This is a genomic window from Phytohabitans houttuyneae (genome assembly GCF_011764425.1).
GTDB classification, from domain to species: Bacteria; Actinomycetota; Actinomycetes; order Mycobacteriales; family Micromonosporaceae; genus Phytohabitans; species Phytohabitans houttuyneae.
This window is the reverse complement of sequence record NZ_BLPF01000001.1, coordinates 1,525,961-1,541,363: the sequence shown is the minus strand read 5'-3', so window position 1 is coordinate 1,541,363 and position 15,403 is coordinate 1,525,961. Positions and strand designations below refer to the sequence as shown.

13 protein-coding genes and 2 pseudogenes are annotated in these 15,403 nt (G+C 72.3%); 7 read left to right on the top strand and 8 right to left on the bottom strand.

The window, feature by feature from the left end:
• Positions 1-122 precede the first annotated feature (122 nt).
• Positions 123-986, bottom strand: a complete 864-nt coding sequence (locus tag Phou_RS07195; protein WP_218578825.1) for a glycoside hydrolase family 5 protein — start codon at positions 984-986, stop codon at positions 123-125.
• Positions 987-1,556: 570 nt separating this feature from the next.
• Between Phou_RS07195 and Phou_RS07190 the strand changes: the two genes are divergently transcribed.
• Positions 1,557-1,838: a hypothetical protein gene (locus tag Phou_RS07190; RefSeq protein WP_173054671.1), complete on the top strand. Its 282-nt coding sequence runs from the start codon at positions 1,557-1,559 to the stop codon at positions 1,836-1,838.
• 101 nt (positions 1,839-1,939) lie between these two features.
• A pseudogene (locus tag Phou_RS54935) lies at positions 1,940-2,751 on the top strand (TIGR03557 family F420-dependent LLM class oxidoreductase); the annotation flags it as partial.
• Positions 2,752-3,035: 284 nt separating this feature from the next.
• Here Phou_RS54935 and Phou_RS07180 read toward each other — a convergent pair.
• A complete protein-coding gene (locus Phou_RS07180; protein WP_173054669.1) occupies positions 3,036-3,248 on the bottom strand; it encodes a hypothetical protein in 213 nt (70 codons plus the stop codon).
• A 141-nt stretch (positions 3,249-3,389) separates the two neighbouring features.
• Complete coding sequence (locus Phou_RS07175) at positions 3,390-4,334, bottom strand: diacylglycerol/lipid kinase family protein (protein WP_246273356.1); 945 nt, start codon at positions 4,332-4,334, stop codon at positions 3,390-3,392.
• Positions 4,335-4,865: 531 nt separating this feature from the next.
• Here Phou_RS07175 and Phou_RS07170 point away from each other — a divergent pair.
• Complete coding sequence (locus Phou_RS07170; protein WP_371872173.1) at positions 4,866-6,044, top strand: endo-1,4-beta-xylanase; 1,179 nt, start codon at positions 4,866-4,868, stop codon at positions 6,042-6,044.
• A gap of 43 nt (positions 6,045-6,087) precedes the next feature.
• On the opposite strand, the gene Phou_RS07165 is transcribed toward Phou_RS07170, so the two are convergent.
• The 3 genes and pseudogenes from Phou_RS07165 to Phou_RS07155 form a co-directional block, all read right to left on the bottom strand.
• Complete coding sequence (locus tag Phou_RS07165) at positions 6,088-6,960, bottom strand: DUF2705 family protein (RefSeq protein ID WP_173054665.1); 873 nt, start codon at positions 6,958-6,960, stop codon at positions 6,088-6,090.
• Positions 6,947-7,879 (bottom strand): ABC transporter ATP-binding protein, encoded by a 933-nt coding sequence (locus Phou_RS07160; protein WP_173054663.1) that lies wholly within the window; start codon positions 7,877-7,879, stop codon positions 6,947-6,949. The genes Phou_RS07165 and Phou_RS07160 overlap by 14 nt, the downstream gene beginning before the upstream one ends.
• Positions 7,876-8,972, bottom strand: a pseudogene (locus Phou_RS07155) (LolA family protein). Before Phou_RS07155 ends, Phou_RS07160 begins: the two are co-directional and overlap by 4 nt.
• Before the next feature lie 106 nt (positions 8,973-9,078).
• Here Phou_RS07155 and Phou_RS07150 point away from each other — a divergent pair.
• Positions 9,079-9,735: a response regulator transcription factor gene (locus Phou_RS07150; RefSeq protein ID WP_173054661.1), complete on the top strand. Its 657-nt coding sequence runs from the start codon at positions 9,079-9,081 to the stop codon at positions 9,733-9,735.
• A gap of 58 nt (positions 9,736-9,793) precedes the next feature.
• Positions 9,794-11,122 carry a sensor histidine kinase gene (locus Phou_RS07145; RefSeq protein ID WP_173058174.1) on the top strand — a complete coding sequence of 443 codons (1,329 nt, stop codon included), beginning with the start codon at positions 9,794-9,796 and terminating at the stop codon, positions 11,120-11,122.
• 840 nt (positions 11,123-11,962) lie between these two features.
• Here the strand turns inward: Phou_RS07145 and Phou_RS07140 are convergent.
• Positions 11,963-13,375, bottom strand: a complete 1,413-nt coding sequence (locus Phou_RS07140; protein WP_173054659.1) for a tetratricopeptide repeat protein — start codon at positions 13,373-13,375, stop codon at positions 11,963-11,965.
• Positions 13,376-13,403: 28 nt separating this feature from the next.
• Positions 13,404-13,868 (bottom strand): MarR family winged helix-turn-helix transcriptional regulator, encoded by a 465-nt coding sequence (locus Phou_RS07135; protein ID WP_173054657.1) that lies wholly within the window; start codon positions 13,866-13,868, stop codon positions 13,404-13,406.
• A 56-nt stretch (positions 13,869-13,924) separates the two neighbouring features.
• Here Phou_RS07135 and Phou_RS07130 point away from each other — a divergent pair, with 56 nt between their 5' ends.
• Both Phou_RS07130 and Phou_RS07125 read left to right on the top strand, forming a co-directional pair.
• The gene (locus tag Phou_RS07130) at positions 13,925-14,446 is read left to right on the top strand and encodes a VOC family protein (RefSeq protein WP_173054655.1); all 522 of its coding nucleotides are present in this window, start codon (positions 13,925-13,927) and stop codon (positions 14,444-14,446) included.
• A 17-nt stretch (positions 14,447-14,463) separates the two neighbouring features.
• Entirely contained in the window at positions 14,464-15,336 is an 873-nt protein-coding gene (locus tag Phou_RS07125) for a hypothetical protein (RefSeq protein WP_173054653.1), read from the top strand.
• The last annotated feature ends 67 nt before the right edge of the window (positions 15,337-15,403 follow it).

Here is a 15,403-nt window from a genome sequence, read left to right as displayed (position 1 = left end):
GGCGTTCCTTGTGCCCGGTGGGCGTTTCTCACGGTCGTCCCTTCCATGACAACGAACAGAGGACTTCCGCCGGACGCCCGCCCTGCCGGCATCGGTGGATACGGATGCCGGCGAGCAAGGGTTCAAACCTGATATGCCTGGAGGAGTTCGAGCAGGCGGACGTCCACCATCCAGCCGTCGCGCGCCTCGAAGCGGCCGCCCGGGCGGTGGTGGCCCACCACGCCGAACGCGCCGGCGAACTCCCACAGCGCGTAACCCCACCGCTGCTCCGCGAAAACCTCGAGCAGGTCGGTGAACCACCGCAGCGCGACGTCATCGGGCGTGTACTCGTAGCAGCCGAACTCGCCAATGTGGACGAGCGTGCCGCCGGCCGCTATCTCGCGCCACGGCTTGTAGAAGTCGCGCAGCGAACCGGCGTCCCACCAGCGGCCGTCGTAGTCGCACGGGTACACCGGGTCGGGCAGGTGCTCGTGTCCCGGCCACCAGCTCGCCCGGTAGTGGGTGACCGACATCGGCTGGTACCCGCGTCCACTGTGGAGAAGCCCGAGGTCGGTGAGCTCGGGCATCGCGAGGTTGCCGCCGTCGAGGCCGTCGATCACGATCGGCCGGTGCGGGTCGACCGCGCGGATCTCCGCCACCGTACGGCGGATCACGGCCTCGTGCGCCTCCCGGGTGAAGCCGCGCAGGCCGAGCGCGGGAGGCTCGTTGACCAGGTCGAAGGAGAGCGCGCCGGCGGGCACGTCCCGCCAGCGTGCGGCGAACCCGCGCCACAGCGCGGCGAAGGCGTCCTGCGCCGGCGGGTCGGTCCAAAGGTTGTGCGGCTCGCTCTCCCAGCCGGTGATCACGTACCCGGGAGCGCGGTGCAGGTTGAGCGAGAGGTGCAGGCCGCGTGCCCGGCAGGCGTCGAGGATCCGGTCGACGCGGGCGAGCGCGTGCTCGGCGGCCGCGGGGTACAGCGGGGAGCGGTGAAGAACCGGTAGTCGCACGGCAGGCGTACGAAGTTGAATCCCCAGCCCGCGATCGTGTCGAGCACGCGGGGATCGGGCTCGGCCGCTCCGGCCGGGCGCATGAAGAGCCACTGCAGATTGAACCCGTAGTGCGTCACGGAGCCCCCAACTCAAAGCCGTCCGGAAAGCGCGGCCAGCGCCGTGTGTGTATTGGGCCCTGTTTGGAAATCCTTGCCGGGCTGCGCCGGGCCCGGACGCCGCTTGGACTCCGGCTCGCCTCGACAATCCTTTTCAACAGGGCCTAGTTCGTAAGGTCATTTACTGAACCGGTAAAGCATCCGGGATGGTACGCGCCCGCCGGACACAGGTCGAGAGAAAACGCGACGACCGCCGACGCGACGGTGCTGCGACGGCGGTCGGAAGACTTTGTCAATGGGAGCGCTCCGGCAAGGATAGAACTAATTCCCTGCCCAGGGAAGGCGTCAGGTGCGGCGACGCCGGGCGGATTCGCCGAACCCGATAATCCGGATTTTCCCGGAAGGTGGCGCTACCTTCGTGTTTCCGGCCAATGGCGGCCGGGCATGCACGGTGAACGGGAGGGGCAACACCATGGGCAACAGGCTGATATCGCGGCTGGCGGTTCTGGCTATCGCGGTCTTCGCGATCGTCGCCCCGCCGGCGGCCGCCGCCGCGGCCGTCCCGGGCACGGCGTCGCCCGCCTCGGGCGGGCACGGAGACATGCTGTTCATCGCCGGCGCCGGCCTGGTGATGCTGGTGGCGGTCGGCGCGCTCGCCGCGGCGCAGAGCCGGGGCGGGACGCGGCGGCGGGCTCGGAGGGAGCGCCCGACCCGGGCGACGATCCCTGGGTGTAGCGGGGATCCCTGGGTGTAGCGGGGTGAGTGCGGGGTAAGGCACCGTCATGAGCGGGAGTCGCGAGGCTGCGGGCCTCGACCCGACGGTGGACGAGCGCCGAGCGACGGAGCGGGGTAGGTATGGTTGCCGTTGGCTACACGTTGATGTGCGAGCAGACCGGTCCCAAGGAGCTCGTCGACTACGCGCGGCGCGCCGAGGACGTCGGGTTCGACTTCGAGGTCATCTCCGACCACTACTATCCGTGGCTCGACAGCCAGGGCCACTCGCCGTACGCGTGGTCGGTGCTCGGCGCGGTCGCGCACACCACGTCGCGGGTCGACCTGATGTCGTTCGTGACCTGCCCGATCCGGCGCTACCACCCGGCCGTGGTCGCGCAGAAGGCGGCCACCGTGGGGCTGATGTCGGACGGGCGGTTCACGCTCGGCGTGGGTGCGGGCGAAAACCTCAACGAGCACGTCGTCGGCGCCTGGCCGCACGTGCAGCAGCGGCACGACATGTTCGAGGAGGCGCTGCAGATCATGCGGTCGCTGCTCGACGGGGAGACGGTCACGTACTCGGGGAGTACTACGACGTGCCGGAGGCGTACCTGTGGGACCGGCCGGACGGCGGCGTACCGATCGCGGTGGCCGCCTCCGGCCCGTCCTCCAGCGCGCTCGCCGGCGAGTACGCGGACGGCGTGATAGCCGTCGAGCCGGACGCCAAGGTGCTGGAGCTCTTCGACGAGGCCGGCGGCGGTGGCAAGCCGCGCTTCGGGCAGGTGGCGATCTGCTGGGGACCGGACGAGGCGGACTGCCGAAAGCGGGTGCTCGACCAGTGGCGCTGGTCGCCGCTGGGCTGGAAGGTCAACGCGGAGCTGCCCGGGCCCGACTCGTTCGCGGCGGCGACCCAGTTCGTGCGGGAAGAGGACCTGGTGCGCACCGTGCCGTGCGGCCCGGACGTCGACAAGCACGTCGAGGCGTTCAACAAGTACGTCGACGCCGGCTTCACGCACGTCGCGTTCGTACAGGTCGGCGGCGAGAGCCAGCCCGACTTCCTCGACTGGGCTGAGCGCGAGCTGCTCCCGCGCCTGCGCACCTGAGAGGTCACACCGCCTCGGGCGCGGCGCGCGGCACCCGCGCCAGGTCGACCGTCTGTGCCACCCAGAACACGATGAAGAGCAGCGCCAAACCGATAGGCCGGGTGCCCCGAACGGGGACACCCGGCCCAGGCGGCGCCTCAGCTGCGGCGGAACGCGTAACGCTTCGGCTGCGCGGCGCTCTGCCCACCACCGGGGCCGGCCTTGGCGCGCGGCGCCCCGGACCGCGTCGCGGTCCTGCCGGACCTCGCGGCCTTGCCGCCGCTCTGGTCCTCGGTGTGCTGGAACGCGGCCGCGACGCTCTGCGCGGCCAGCTCGTCGGGATCGACGTGAACGGAGAATTCGCCAGGCATAAGGGATGTCTCCTTCCGGAAGAGGAGTCCCGGGCGCGCACACCGAGACGGCAGCTGCGCGAAACCACAGGGGGACGACGCCCGAGACAGAGGCGGGTGAACGCGGTCTCAAAGGAGTCGTCAGGAGATCATGCGGCCACGTTAACCCGGCTCGCCGCCGTCCGCCACCGAATTACGCGGAGTCCGCGAGGTCCGGCGACGAGGACGGGCGGGGACGCAGAGCCACAGCGCCTCGGGCCGCATCTCCGCCCGCAGCACCCGCCCCGGCGCGATCACGTCGCCGTCCAGCTGGCGCGGCTGGGCGCGGTTGCTGGTCACCTGGATCCGCCGCGCGCGGAAGACCTCCATCCGCGGCACCCGCCGCCGGCGCCGGGCCACCGCCCAGGCCAGCGTGGCCCAATGGCCCAGCGTGCGCGGGGTGAGCACCGCCACGTCGAACGCGCCGTCGTCCGGCTCGGCGTCCCGCAGCAGCCGTAGCCCACCCTTGAGCCGCCCCACGTTGGCGATCAGCACCGTGCGGGCGCGGCGGCGCAGGGGTGGCTGGTCGTCGATCCGGATGGAGACCCGCATCGGGCGGTCGCGGAGGTGGCGCATGGCGCCGAAGACGTACGCCGGCCAGCCGATCCGCGCCTTCGTCGTCTCCTTGGTGGCGGCGAGCATCTGCGCGTCGAAGCCCATGCCGGCCATCACCGCGAAGCACTCGCCGTCGACCGCGCCCACGTCGATCCGGCGCATCCCGCCGGCCAGCGCGACCTCGACGCCGCCGATCAGGTCGTGGTCGAGGCCGAGGTTGGCGGCGAGCAGGTTGCCGGTGCCGGTCGGCAGGACCGCGAGCGCGACCTCGGTGCCGGCGAGCTCGCTGACGCACGAGCGCACGGTGCCGTCGCCGCCACACGCGAAGACCACCCGCGCGCCGCTCTCCACCGCCTTGCGCGCCTGGCCGCGACCCGGGTCCGCCACGGTCGTCTCGTACCACGCCGGCTCCGGCCAGCCGGCCTCGGCCAGCAGTGCGTTGACTGTCTGGCGGAGCTCGCCGAGGTCGAGGACCTTCGACGGGTTGACCACCACGGCCGATGGGACTGTCACGGGGTTGAGTGTGCATGATCCGCGTTGACGGGTGTGCCCGGCGCCCCTAACATCGATCGCCATCTAGGCCGAGCGTGTCCCGGGAGCCGGCGCGCGTCGTGGGCCGACCTTCGCGCCGCCACCCATGGACTGGGCAGACGTGGCTGGCAGCGCGCGCACCCACGAGAGGAATCACCATGCGCGCAATCACGCGCCGCGGGCTCCCGTTCGCACTCGCCGCGCTAGCGGCGTCCGTCGCGGTCGCGATGCCACTGGCCACGGCGCCCTCCGCGAGCGCCGCCGAGCCGGTCGTCGTGGCCAACCACACATTCGAGAACAACAACACCCATGGCTGGGCTCCGCGCGCCGACGAGACCGTCGCGGTGAGCACGGCCGTGGCACATGGGGTACCGGCAGTCTGCTCGCCAGTGGACGGACGCGCATGTGGGAGGGCCGACCCTCGACGTGCTGGACACAATGGACAAAGGCGTCCGGTACACCATCTCGGTGTAGGTCCGCCTCGCCGCCGGCTCCGGCTCGACCCAGGCGCGGCTGAGCGTCGAGCGGCGCACCGCGGGCACGGCCAGCTACGACCAGGTGGTCGGCAACACCAACATCTCCGACGGCTCATGGGTCAACCTCCAGGGGCAGTACACGCTCGCCACGGACGTCGAGTGGCTGACCGTGTACGTGGAGACGGCCAGCGGCACGGCATCGCTGCACATCGACGACTTCCAGCTGTCGTACGTGCCGGCCACCCCGATCCAGACCGACATCCCCTCGGTCAAGCCCGTGCTCGCGGGCCACTTCCCGATCGGCGCCGCGATCAGCCTGCCGCAGACGCTGGGCGAGCACGCGCGGCTGCTGAGCAAGCACTTCAACTCGGTCACGCCCGGCAACGCGCTCAAGTGGGACGCGACCGAGCCGGCCGAGGGCGCGTTCCGCTTCACCGACGCCGACGCGATGGTCGACTTCGCGCGGGCCAACGGCATGGAGGTGCGCGGGCACACGCTCGTGTGGCACAACCAGACGCCGGCGTGGGTGTTCCTGGACGCGAGCGGCCAGCCGATGACCGCCACCGCCGCGAACAAGGCGCTGCTGCTGTCCCGGCTGGAGGCGCACATCCGCGGCGTGGTCGGTCACTACGGCACCGACATCGCGACCTGGGACGTGGTCAACGAGGTGATCGACGAAAACCAGGCGGACGGGCTGCGCCGCAGCCGCTGGTACGAGATCGCCGGCCTCGACTACATCCGCACCGCCTTCCGAGTGACCCGCGAGGTCGCGCCGACCGCGAAGCTCTACATCAACGACTACAACACCAACGTGGCCGCCAAGCGGGACAAGCTCTACAACCTGGCGAGCCAGCTCGAGGCGGAGGGTGTGCCGATCGACGGTGTCGGCCACCAGATGCACGTCAACGTGGACTGGCCGTCGGCCTCCGAGACCGAGGCGACGCCGACCGCCACGACCACGTCGCCCTCGGTGGTGCCCACCACGTCAGACCCGACCTCCGCGCCGCCGCCCACCACCACGCCGCCGCCGAGCTCGTGCCGGGTGACGTACCGGATCGTCGGGTCGTGGCCGGGCGGGTTCCAGGGCGAGGTGCAGATCGCGCCCAACCTGGCGATCAGCGCGTGGTCGGTGAGCTGGTCGTTCGCGAACGCCCAGCGGATCAACCAGCTCTGGTCCGGCAGCCACAGCCAGAACGGCGCGGCCTGCTCCGGATAGCCGGTGCCCGGGGCCCTCAGGTCCTTGAGGGCCCGGGCCAGCTTCAGGAGGTCACGTCGCGGGTGCCGAACCGCGCCCAGGCCGCGCTCAGGAAGATGAGCGCGTAGATGGCGGCGGACAGCAGCCCGTTGCGCAGCGGGTCCCACGCCACGGGGTCGCGGAGCAGGTCGCCGAAGTTGTTCCACCAGTGCGTCAGCAGGTACGGGTGCAGCCAGTCGACCTGCGGGATCACACCCAGGATCCAGCTGACCATGGTGAACATGACGATCGCGATCGTGGCGCCCATCGGCTGCTCGGTGAGCGTGGACACGAAGAGCCCGACCGCGCCGAGCGCGGAGAGGCAGGCGGTCAGGTAGAGGCAGATCGCCAGCACCCGCAGCAGGCCCTCGCCCATCCCGATCGTGGTGCCCGACAGCAGCACCACGTCGCCGCCGCCGAAGAGCAGCAGTCCCGCCAGCACACCGGTACCGGCCACCGTCACCGTCGCGACGAACGCGCCGACCACGATGCCCGCGTACTTCACCGCGAGCAGGCGGGTGCGGTGCACCGGCACGGTCAGCAGGTAGCGGAGGGTGCCCACGTTGGCCTCGCCGGCGACCGCGTCGCCCGCGACGGCCGCCACCGCGATCGGCAGGAACAGCTGGATCTCCAGCGCCAGCGCGGCGAGCGCCACGAAGAGGCCGTTGCCGGTGATCGAGGAGATGAAGTGCGGTGCGCCCTCCTCGCCGCCGGACGAGGTCGGGCTGGACACCTTCACCGCGATCGCGATGATGATCGGGACAGCTGCCAGGACGGCGAGTCCCGCCTGGTTGCGCCGGCGGCGGGCGATCAGGCCCAGCTCCGAGGCGAGGAAGCGGAACGGTGGCGCGCCCTTGGCGGTCGCCGATGGCGCCGCGGTGACGTCAACCGCTGACATCGAAGCCCTCCCCGGTCAAGGCCACAAACTGCTCCTCCAGGTCGGCCGCGACGACCGCGAAGCCGCGCACCGGCACGCCGTCGTGCACGAGCGCGGCGACGACCTTCTCCGGCGCCACCGGGCCCAGCATGCCGGTCGCGGTGTCGGCGCCGAGGGTCACCTCGGTGAGGCCCAGCTCGCGCAGCACCCGCGCCGCGTCGTCCGGGCGGTCGGTACGCACCTGCGCGCGCGGCGCCGCCTCGGCCCGCAGGTCCTCCAGTGTGGACTGTGCCACCAGGTTGCCCTGGTGCATGACGCCGACGTGGCTGCACACCTGCTCCACTTCGGACAGCAGGTGGGTGGAGAGCAGCACGGTCGCCCCCTCGCCGGCGAGCGTGCCGATCAGCGCCCGCACCTCGCGGGTGCCCTGCGGGTCGAGCCCGTTTGTCGGCTCGTCCAGGATCAGCAGGTCGCGGGGGGCGAGCATGGCGGCGGCCAGCGCGAGCCGCTGCCGCATGCCCAGCGAGTACGCCCGGAAGCGCTTGCCCGCCGCGGCGCCCAGCCCCACCCGGTCCAGCGCCGCCCTGATCCGGACGTCCGCGGTGGCCGGTCGGGCGGTGCGGTCGGCCGCGTCGAGCCGCCGCAGGTTGTCCATGCCGGACAGGTACGGGTGGAAGCCGGGCCCCTCGACGAGCGCGCCCACGCGGGGCAGCACCCTCGCCGCGCCGCCGGGCATCCGCTCACCGAGCAGGGCGTGGCCACCGGAAGTGGGCCGGATCAGGCCGAGCAGCATGCGGATAGTGGTGGTCTTGCCTGAGCCGTTGGGACCCAGGAACCCGTAGACCGCCCCGCGCGGGACCGCCAGGTCGACGGCGTTGACCGCGACCTGGCGTCCGAACCGCTTGGTGAGACCGCAACTCTCGACCGCGAACGCGGTCACTTGTTCTCCAGTGCTACCTCGTACAACCTCTCGGGCGCCACGAGCCCCGCGTAGATGGTGCCGTTGTCGGTCAGCAGGACACTGAAGAGCCGGCCGCTGAGCAGGTGACCGCTGCCCCAGGCGCCGCTCACCGGCGTCAGCAGGCTGAGGATCTGTGCGCCCTCTTCGGTCTTGCCGGCATCCGCGTCGTCCTTGCCGCCCTTGACGACCGCGACCGTCGTCCAGCCCTCGCCGACCGTCGTGAAGCCGGCGTCCTCAGGCGTCTTGCCGTGGCTGGCGTCCGGCTTGGCCGGGGTGCCCGTGGCCTCTTCGACCACCGCGCCCGGCGGCGGGTTGAAGCGGAACTGGGCGTCGTCCGGCCGGGCGAAGTCGACCTGGGTGAACGCGATCTGGAACGCGGTCTGGTCGCTGCCCTTCGGGTAGATCTCCAGCCGCAGCGGCACGTGCTCCTTGGCGTCGATCGCGATCCGCACCTGGCCCACCAGCGAGGCCTTGTCGCGCGGGGCGAGCACCAGCTCGTACGCGTCGCGCCCGGCGATCGTCGCCGACCGGCCGACGGTCACCTCGGTCGTGGGGTCGACCGCGGCGAGCGCCCGGTCGGCCGCCTCCTGCGGAGTGACCGGCAGGTCGTTGGGGAGCGCGTGTGACTTTGTGTCGGCGTCACTGATCGTGCGGTGGGTGGCCTTGTTCTGCTGGCTCGACCACAGCCACACGTCCTTGCCGTTGCGGATGGCGTCCGTCTCGCCGAGCGTGCCCATCAGCGCGACCCGGGTCTTGTCCGGCCCGGAATACCAGACGCGCAGCGTGTTGGTGTCGGTGAGCAGCGACGCGATGTCCGCCGTCCCGCTGCCGCCGCCGCTCAGGCTGGGCAGGTTGGGCAGGCCCAGGTCGGCCGACTGCACCACCGTGCCGGACAGCCCCTCGAGCCGCGCCGTCTGCAGGTCGACCAGCAGCTGCTGTGCCGTCCGTGGTGGAAGGCTCGGCTCCGCCGTAGCGGCGAGTGTGCCGACGGCGGCCCCTCCGCCGACCACCACCGCCACCGCCGCCGCGGGACCAGCCACCGGAGCGCGGGGCGGGTGCTCATGGCCTTCATAACTGACATGTTTCGCACCTCCTGGCACTCATCGTGCGCAACTGGCCCTGTGAGTGCGCTGAGAGTGCCTGTGGCCTCACTCAGCAAGGATGGCACGCTTGTCTGCGTGCGGTTGCTGGTGGTGGAGGACGAGGCGCGGCTGGCCACGGCCCTGCAGCGCGGGCTACAGGGCGAGGGCTTCGCGGTCGACGTGGCCGGCGACGGCCCGACCGGCCTGGAGATGGCCCGCCACGGCGGCTACGACGCCATGATCCTCGACGTGATGCTGCCCGGTCTGTCCGGTTACCGGGTCGTGCGGCAGCTCCGGGCCGAGGAGCACTGGCTGCCGGTGCTCATGCTCTCCGCCAAGGACGGGGAGTACGACCAGGCCGACGGCCTCGACTGCGGCGCCGACGACTACCTGACCAAACCCTTCTCGTACGTGGTGCTGCTGGCCCGCCTCCGCGCCCTGCTGCGCCGGGGTGCGCCGCAGCGCCCGACCGTGCTCACCGTGGGCGCGCTCCGCCTCGACCCGGCCGAGCGGCGGGTGACGCTCGACGGCGCCGAGATCACGCTCACCGCCCGGGAGTACGCGCTGCTGGAGTACCTCATGCGCCGCGCCGGCGAGGTGGTATCGAAGACCGAGCTGCTCGACCACGTGTGGGACGCCAGCATCGAGACCGCGCCGAACGCCGTGGAGGTCTACGTGGGGTACCTGCGCCGCAAGCTGGGCCGCGACGTGCTGGAGACGGTGCGCGGCGCCGGGTACCGGCTGAGCTCGTGAAGAGATCCGAGCGCGTGCGATGAGGTGGTGGCGCCGCATCAGCCTGCGTGCCCGGCTGATGTTCATCGGCACCGCCGGCCTGGCCGTGGGCCTCGCGGCCGGCGGCGTGGTGATGGTCTTCGCGCTCGGCCTGGCCCTCCAGGCGACCGCGGACAACGAGGCCCGGGAGAGCGCCGAGGGCGTGGCGGCGCTGGTCAAGGACGACATCGTCCCCGAGCCGCTGCCGGTCATCGGCGACGTGCGGGTGCAGGTGGTCGACGACCAGCACCGGGTCCTGTTCGCCTCGATCGACGCCGACCGGATGACGCCCGTGCTCTACCCGGACGAGATGCCGCGCGCCCAGAAGGGGGAGACCCTCACCATCGAGGGCAACCGGCTCGGCATCCGCGGACCGGTGCGGGTGGTCGCGGAGCCGGTCGGCACGCAGACGGTACTGGTGGCGAGGTCCATGGCCGACCTCGCGCAGAGCGTGCGGCTCCTGCGCAACATCCTGATGATCGCTTTCCCGCTGCTGCTCATCGCCCTCGCCGCGGTCGCCTGGCGGGTGATCGGCCTCACCCTGCGACCGGTCGAGGCCCTGCGCACCGGGGCCGAGGAGATCACCGGCGGCGCCCGACCCGGCCAGCTCCCGCTGCCCGACTCGCAAGACGAGATTCACCGCTTGGCCGTCACGCTCAACGGCATGCTCGACCGCCTGGAGGCGGCGCGGGCGAGGCAGCGTGCGTTCGTGGCGGACGCGGCGCACGAGCTGCGCAGCCCGCTGACAAACATGCGCACCCAGCTCGAGGTGGCCCAGCGCCTGGGTGACCGCACCGACTGGCCCGCCGTCGCCGACGACCTGCTGATCGACACCCAGCGGCTCAGCCGCCTGGTGGACGACCTGCTCCTGCTGGCACGCGCGGACGACGCCGGCCAGCGCGCGCTGCGTACGGCACCGGTCGAGCTCGGCGAGCTGGTCGCCGCGCTGGTCGAGCGCTACCCCTCACCCCCGGTCACCGCCGCCGTCCCCAAGGATCCACTGTGGACCACCGGCGAGCCGGAGGCGCTGGCCCGGGCGGTGGCCAACCTCGTCGACAACGCCGTGCGCCACACCGCCACCACCGTCGAGGTCGAGGTGAGCGCCGACGGCGAGCACCACCTGGTGACCGTGACCGACGACGGACCCGGCATCCCGGTCGCCGACCGCGCGCGCGTCTTCGACCGCTTCACCCGCCTGGACGACGCCCGCGCCCGCGACGCCGGCGGCGCCGGCCTGGGGCTGGCCATCGTCCGCGAGCTGGTCCGCCAGCACGGCGGCACGGTCCGCCTCGCCGACGCCAGCCCAGGCCCCGGCTTGCGCGCCGAGCTCCGCCTCCCGGCGACACCCCCTCCCGACGACGCCAGCTAGTGCGGTGACCACTATGGTTCGCCGGGTTCCCCGGCGAACCAGGCCCTGCCGGGCGCAGGGTTTCCGGGTCCGCCCGCGCAGCGGGCGGACCCGGAAACGTTAGTGGTCACCGCACTAGCGAATTCTTTCGAGGCGGGAGTGCGCGAGTCCGCCCGCCGTCTGGCGCCGTCGTCGCGCTCTGTGACTGTCGATCAGGTGCACGAGGTGCGAGCTTCGAGATCTTGGTGAGTTTGCGCGTTATTTCGACGCTAACTTGCCAAGATCTTGCCGGAGCGGGCTCCTGGGTTGAGCTGGGCGACCGCAGAGGGTGAGGCGCCAGACTGCGGGCACAGCGGCAGCACACATCCAACTCGGGTCGGACTTCAAGAAGGCTCACCCCGACCGCGAGAGGACTCCAGACGACGAAAACTCCGAAGGTCGAGGTGGGCCATAGCAGCCGTCAGTCGCCTAGATCTGCGTGGCGGCGGCTGTTGGGGTGGGCCTGCCGGAAGTGGAGGGAGGCCGCGGACTGGCTCAGGCCATGATCACGCGCGTCGCCCTTCGCCTTTCGATCTTGTGGAGAACTCCTCCTTCAGCGCGATCACGTAGCTGCGCGGCCAGTGCCACCGGATCGGTGCGGGCGGCGAGGCGGGTGCGGCAGCTCGCGTTAGCCGGCGCGCCCGGCCGGGTCAGCGCGAGCGGGCCATTGGCGCCGGAGAAGGGGGTGACCAGAGTCGCCGGTGAGGGGTCGGGGCCTACCCGCACCCGCGGGAGCTTGGCCACCGCGGAGGGTGAGGCCGCGGGAGCGACGGTCCGGACCACCGCGGACGTCGCGGTAGCTCAAACTCGCCGAAAGAGATCTCAGCCCTGGCGCGTCGTGCAGACGGGCTTGGCCTTGCCGAGCCGGTTGCCGGGATAGACCACCGCGATCTCGAAGCAGAAGTCGTCGGTCTGGTTGAGCCCGTGCACGACGTAGCTGGTGGTGCCCGCGGGCAGGTCCTCGAAGGGGCGCTGCTGCTGCCCCTCCGGCGCGCCGGAGACGCGGACCTTGCCGTCGGCACCGAGCGGGTACGCCCAGCGCAGCGTGATGCTCTCCCCATCGTCCTTGATCGTCACGCGGCTGGGGGGCGTGCCGGGGCGGGCGCGTGCCGGGCCGGTGGGGCTTGCCGGTGGCCTGGTGGTGGCGGCTGGCGCGGTGGTCTGGGGTGCGCTCGTCGCCGGGGGCGGTGGCCAGCTCGCGGCGGGTGGGGCGGTCTCGTCCGGCGTCTGGCCCTGGTCGATCGCGGCGAGTCCCACCACGACCGCCACCGCGCCGATCACGGCGGCGACCAGCGCGCCGGTGACCAGCGGGGCCGGGCCGCGCCGGCGGCGGCCGTGCTGGCGCGGGACGTGTACGGGCAGGTTGCCGGACGACTCGTCCGGGGGCCAGTGCACGGCGACGTCGGGCGGCACCGGCGACTGCGGGCGGTTGGGCGGGGCCTCGCCGGGCGCCGGGGGCAGGTCGAGAGGGGAGCCGTCCAGGCCCTGCAGCCCCGGGTACGCCTCGTCGTCCGCGGGCGCGGTCGGCAGCGCGGGACCGCCGCAGTTGTGGTGCGGGTTGGCCGGGGCGCGGGAGAGCGCGGCTATCTGTGCCACGAGCGGGTGGTCCGGCTCCAGGTAGGCGCGGGTCAGCTCGCGCGCGTGCGCGAGGTGCTGGTGGGCCTCGGTGAAGCGGCCGCAGTCGCGCTCCATCGCGCCGAGCCGGGCCAGCATGCGGATGCCGGCCGGGTGGGCGTCCCCGTACGCCTCGCGGGTCATGTCCCACGCCTCGGCCAGGCGGGCGCGGGCGATGTCGCACTCGCCCCGCGCGTACTCCACAGTGGCCAGATCGGCGTGCGCGGCGAGCACCTGCGGCGACTCCGGCCCCTCCAGCGCGGTGAGTCCCTCGATCACCGTGCTGTACAGGCTGGCCGAGTCGGCGTGGTTGCCGATGCGGTGCAGCACCGAGGCGAGCGTGGCCGCGGCGCGGATCGTGCGCTCGTGGGTGGGGCCGTAGAGGCGGCTCTCCGCCTCGTACGCGAAAGTGGCCCACGCCCGCGCCGAGTGCGGCTCGCCGAGCCCCACCAGCACGCGCGAGTGCAGGCTGGCGGCGTCGGCGAGGGCGGACGTCGCGTTGTCGGGATCGGTGTCCGCCGCCGCGAGCGCATCGCCGAGCAGCAACTGTGCCGCGGAGAGATCGCCCGCCTCGAAGAGGTCGTACGCCCGCGCGGTCACTTCGGCCAGCCCTGTAGACATCTGCCTCATCGTGCTGGACCGGCAACGATCAGTACAAGGCCCTGCCTGGATCGAGATGGTCCAACATGGCCTCGCTGATCTGGCGGAGCTGGGCCACCTGCTCGGGCGTGAGCTGGTCGAACAGGTGCGTGCGCACCCCCTCGACGTGCCCGTGCGCGGCATCGGCGAGCACGGAGAAGCCTTGGTCGGTGAGGACGGCCAGCTGGCCGCGGCGGTCGGTGGGGCAGTCCTCGCGCCGCACCCACCCGTACTCCTCCAGCCGTGCCACGGCGTGCGACAGGCGGCTGCGGGACGATGACGTGGCTTCGGCGAGGTCGCTCATCCGCAGCATGCGGTTGGGTGCTTCGGATAGCCGGACGAGGATCTCGTAGTACGCGTGTGGCATCCCGGCGTCGCGCTGGAGCTCGCGGTCGAGCGTGTCCCACAGCGCCCGGGAGGCGTGCAGGAACGCGCGCCAGGTGCGCTGCTCCTCGTCGTTCAGCCACCGGGTCATGTGAGAAAGCCTAACAATACTGTTGAGCGCTCAACTATCCGGGTACCGTGATGGTCATGGGTGTACATCGGCTCAACCATGCCGTCCTCTTCGTCCGCGACGTCAACCGTAGCGTCGCCTTCTACCGTGACGTCCTGGGTTTTCGCCCGATCGCGATGACCCCGGACGGTTTCAAGGGCGCCGCCTTCCTGCAGGCACCCGACTCCACCAATGACCACGACCTCGGCCTCTTCGAGATCGGCGAGGGCGCCGGACCCTCACCCGCCGGCCGGAGCACGGTCGGCCTCTACCACCTCGCCTGGGAGGTCGACACGCTCGACGAGCTCGAGCGGGTCGCCGGCAAGCTGGCGGAGGCCGGCGCGCTGGTCGGCACCTCCGACCACGGGACCACGAAGAGCCTCTATGGCAAAGATCCGGACGGTCTGGAGTTCGAGGTCGTCTGGCTGATCCCGGCCGACCTGCTGGACCCCGCCGCGCTGGAGGCCCGCAAGCGCATCCGCCCGCTCGACATCGCCCGCGAAAAGGAGCGGTACGGCGCCACCACCCGTGGCGGAGTGGGTATCTCCGTGCCGGCCTGATGGGTCAGACTTAGCGCATGACCGCGATCGCCGGCGCCCTGCGGGAGCTGCTGGTGCGCTACCTCGACGCCTGGACCCCGGGCGCGGTGCACGGGGCGCGCGGCGCCACGTTCGCCTATGGCTGGGCCGGCGCGCCCGACGAGGCGACGGCCGAGGCCGCGCTGCGGGTGTTCGCCGAGTTTGCCGACCGCCTCCGCGGCCGCCGCCTCGCGGTCGTGCTGGTCGGCCCGTCGACCGCCGCAGTCGCCGCCCGCCTCGACGCGGTGCAGGCCGAGCTGGGCACGCCGCCCGAGCTGGGCGTCTACCCGGTCGAGGGCCCGCTCGACGAGCGCCTGCCCGCCGCGCTCAAGGCCGCGGGCGCGGCGGGCGCGCCGCTGCTGGCCTTCCTGGACGGCGCCGGGCCCGCGTCCCTCGCGGCCGCCGGCACCGGCAAGCCCGCCGAGGTCCTGCTCGTTTCCGGTACCGGCGGTCAGCCGGCCGCCCCGATGCCACTGACCGCACACGTGGACCTTGTGGCGGGGGACGGCGGCGCGCGCCTGGTCACGTTCGCGACGACGGCGGGCAAGGGGCTGGAGGCGTTCAAAAACGCCCTGTGGGCCGTCGACGAGTACGCGGGTGTCCGCTACCGCGACCCCCGCGACCCCGAGGGCCACCTGCTGGACATCTCGCTCAGCCCGCACCCCGGCCCGCTGCGCCGCGAGATCCTGGCCCACCTGGGCTCGGCCGGCGCGCGGACGGTGACGCAGCTGCGGGAGTTCACGCTGACCCAGACGGTGTACCGCGCCTCCGACACGGTCCGCGTCCTCAACGCGCTGCTCGCCGCCGGCACTGTGACCCGCGACCCGGACCGCGGCCGCCTGGGTGGCGACGTGGTGATCGCGCTGCCGTAGGCGGCGCCACCGCGGAGGGTGAGGCCGCGGGAGCAACGGTCCGGACCACCGCGGACATCGCGGTAGC

Bases quoted from the DNA above. Each gene is read 5' to 3' on its own strand.
- Phou_RS07180 (WP_173054669.1), bottom strand. From the start codon at position 3,248: ATGCCTGGCGAATTCTCCGTTCACGTCGATCCCGACGAGCTGGCCGCG.
- Phou_RS07135 (WP_173054657.1), bottom strand. From the start codon at position 13,868: ATGACCCGGTGGCTGAACGACGAGGAGCAGCGCACCTGGCGCGCGTTC.
- Phou_RS07190 (WP_173054671.1), top strand. From the start codon at position 1,557: ATGGGCAACAGGCTGATATCGCGGCTGGCGGTTCTGGCTATCGCGGTC.
- Phou_RS07130 (WP_173054655.1), top strand. From the start codon at position 13,925: ATGGGTGTACATCGGCTCAACCATGCCGTCCTCTTCGTCCGCGACGTC.
- Phou_RS07165 (WP_173054665.1), bottom strand. From the start codon at position 6,960: ATGTCAGCGGTTGACGTCACCGCGGCGCCATCGGCGACCGCCAAGGGC.
- Phou_RS07140 (WP_173054659.1), bottom strand. From the start codon at position 13,375: ATGTCTACAGGGCTGGCCGAAGTGACCGCGCGGGCGTACGACCTCTTC.
- Phou_RS07145 (WP_173058174.1), top strand. From the start codon at position 9,794: ATGTTCATCGGCACCGCCGGCCTGGCCGTGGGCCTCGCGGCCGGCGGC.
- Phou_RS07125 (WP_173054653.1), top strand. From the start codon at position 14,464: ATGACCGCGATCGCCGGCGCCCTGCGGGAGCTGCTGGTGCGCTACCTC.